Origin of the sequence: Companilactobacillus kimchiensis (assembly GCF_001438805.1) — a bacterium.
Lineage (GTDB): Bacteria > Bacillota > Bacilli > Lactobacillales > Lactobacillaceae > Companilactobacillus > Companilactobacillus kimchiensis.
Window position 1 is genome coordinate 1 of sequence record NZ_JQCF01000053.1, and the last position, 2,903, is coordinate 2,903.

General features: G+C 31.5%; 1 protein-coding gene and 2 pseudogenes. 2 read left to right on the forward strand and 1 reads right to left on the reverse strand.

Annotated elements, in window-relative coordinates:
• Both IV57_RS13255 and IV57_RS12765 read left to right on the forward strand, forming a co-directional pair.
• Positions 1-724: pseudogene (locus tag IV57_RS13255) on the forward strand (BREX-1 system adenine-specific DNA-methyltransferase PglX); the annotation flags it as partial.
• 85 nt (positions 725-809) lie between these two features.
• Positions 810-1,898, forward strand: a complete 1,089-nt coding sequence (locus IV57_RS12765) for a site-specific integrase (protein ID WP_057881905.1) — start codon at positions 810-812, stop codon at positions 1,896-1,898.
• Between the two features lie 55 nt (positions 1,899-1,953).
• Here the strand turns inward: IV57_RS12765 and IV57_RS13260 are convergent.
• Positions 1,954-2,903, reverse strand: a pseudogene (locus tag IV57_RS13260) (BREX-1 system adenine-specific DNA-methyltransferase PglX); the annotation flags it as partial.

The window sequence follows — 2,903 nt, forward strand, 5'->3', positions numbered from 1 at the left end:
TAAGATTCCTGGTAGTCCAGTTGCTTATTGGGCTAGTGATAAAATATTTTTATTGTTTCAAAAATATGATGAATTGGGAAAATATGTTTCACCAAGACAAGGAATTGCAACTGCTGATAATAATAAATTCTTACGTAAATGGAATGAAGTAAGATATACAAATACTTTCTTACCATTTCAAAGGGCAGGTAACTATGAAATATCTTCTGACATAAAATGGTATCCCTACAATAAAGGTGGATCATATAGAAAATGGTATGGAAATAATGATCTTGTTATTAATTGGGGAAACAATGGTAACGACATTAAAAGTTACAAATGGACCAATGGTAAACAACGATCTGTAATTAGGAATCCTAATTACTTTTTTAAAGAAGGTATAACATGGTCAGCAATATCATCCAATATGACATCATTTAGATATAGCCCTGTCGGTTTTTTGTTTGATCAAAAAGGGCCAATGCTGTTCATCGATAGAGAAGTTCAATATTTAAACTATTATTATTTATTGTCTCTTATGAATTCAAAAGTTGTAAAAAAATTATTGGGAATACTAGCTCCCACATTAGACTTTAGCCAGGGACCTATGAGCAAAATACCTTTAATTATCCAATATAATAATGATTTACAAAATTATGTAAAATCAAATATTGATAAGTCGAAAATTGAATGGGATTCATTCGAAACATCATGGGATTTCAAAAATCATCCACTACTAAATCACNACAATCATTCAGTACTAAATTGTTGGAATCTAGTTACGTATGTGCCAAAATTGTGACAACTGTTCCGTTCAGGGGGCACAAATAATGGTCAGTTATCGTAAAAGAGGCAACGTTTGGCAATATGAAATATCATATAAAGATCGATTTGGTAAATATAAAAAACTACGTAAATCCGGCTTCACACATAAGTCCGAGGCTATCCTTGCTGCTAGTCAAACACAGATTGAGCACCCTAATTTGTCCAGTGCAAAATCTAGTGAAGAACCATTGATTAGTTATTACAAACGATGGATCAATATTTTTAAGAAAAATGTTGTTTCCAAAATAACTTATAATAAATACCAAAATACAGCGCAACATATTTACGAAATATTTGGTGATTTAAAACTCAAAGAACTAACCAAATTAAAGTATCAAGAAGGTTTAAATTCATTCGCTAAGACACACGCAAAGCGTACTGTATCATGCTTTCACAAACAAATCAGAGCTTGCTTATTAGAAGCTTTAGATGAAAAAATCATCATAAATGACCCTAGTAGAAAAGCTGTTATTACTGGTGTAGAACGCCCTAAGGTGAATAAATTTCTCAGCTATAATAACTGGTCAAAACTGATAAAAAATTTAAATACAAATAAAATTGATGAAATGATTATCTTCATAGCAGCCGTTACTGGAATGCGTTATGGAGAAATTGTTGGTTTAACTTCTAAGGATATTGATTTTAAAAATAGTTATTTAAATGTAAATAAAACTTGGGATTATAAATATAAAACGGGTTTCATGAAGACAAAAACTACTTCTTCTGTCCGCAAAATTACTATCGATAATCAAACACTTTACAAGTTAAAAGAGTATTTAAAGTTACATGATATACCTGATAAACAACCAATTTTTATGAACGAAAGAAATCACGTCATGGTCAGTGCAGAGATAAATAAGTCATTAACTAACAAGTTAGAATGTCTTAATATTCCAAGAATCACTTTCCATGGTCTAAGACATACGCATGCTTCAATCTTACTCTACAAAGGCGTTAGCGTCCTTTCTGTATCCAGAAGATTAGGCCATAGTAATATTACAACAACCCAATCAACCTACCTTCATATCATTAAAGAACTACAATCCCAAGATCAAGATAAGATAGTTTCAATCTTAGATAATGTAACAAAATAATTGGCACTTTTCTTGGCACACAAAAAGACTTTTCCGGTTGGAAAAGCCTTTTTTATTAATTATATTTTGAGAGAATTTTCTCTCCATCTTGAAGTTTTTCATAATTCACGACAACACCATCATCTAAATCTAAGGTGATTTTTTCGTTAGCTATATGTTGAATAACAACGTCATATTTTTTAATTTCTGAAAGTTGTTTTGTTACATGGGCTATTTCTCTTTCTAATTTTTTCTTTTCTTTAGTAACCGATTCTGACTCTAATAGTTGATTCAATTGATCAATTTGAATTTCGTATTTACCCTGTAATGGATGTAAATAATTGGCTCTGATCATCGCTAATTCTTCTTCGTCATATCGATGTAGATACATCAAAGCCTTAAATCCATTGGCCTTACCGCTTGAGAATTCCCAATAGATTGGACGCTTTTGATATATCTGCTTGTGATCTTTGAAGAAGTCCTCTACAAAGTATCTTCTAATTGATGCTTCATCATTATCAGCCTTTTTTCCAATGACTGATGCAATATATTTAAGATTATCATCAACCGTACTTTCACCAAAAGTAACAGTTAAAAACTCTCTCAAACGATTCATGATATCACGTTTATCATCAAAGTATTTCTTATCATTTAGCATAAGAATATTATCGTCATTTGGCACAAATTTATTGTATTTTGAAGCATCCCATTGACCACCAGCAAAAGCTAGCCCATCAACATCTAAAGAATATCTTCCGAAGACTACCCCAACAAAATACGAAAGGAACGATTTAATATCACGTGACTCATCAGCTAAACGAACAGAAACATCCTTATCTGCTACTTCAGGAGTCAGCTCATCTTGTAATCCGTATAAATCAATGAATATCTTATTTAATTCTTCTTCATTTGATTTTAATTGATCAAATCTGGTTTTAGCTTCATCGTTCCAAATCTCAAAGGCATTTTTTAATTTTCCATCTACTTCTGTTCGCTTATCATCAGCGATGTGATTTAGTAGTGGAT

Excerpts from the sequence above, each read along its gene's own strand:
- IV57_RS12765 (WP_057881905.1), top strand. The coding sequence starts at position 810 with ATGGTCAGTTATCGTAAAAGAGGCAACGTTTGGCAATATGAAATATCA.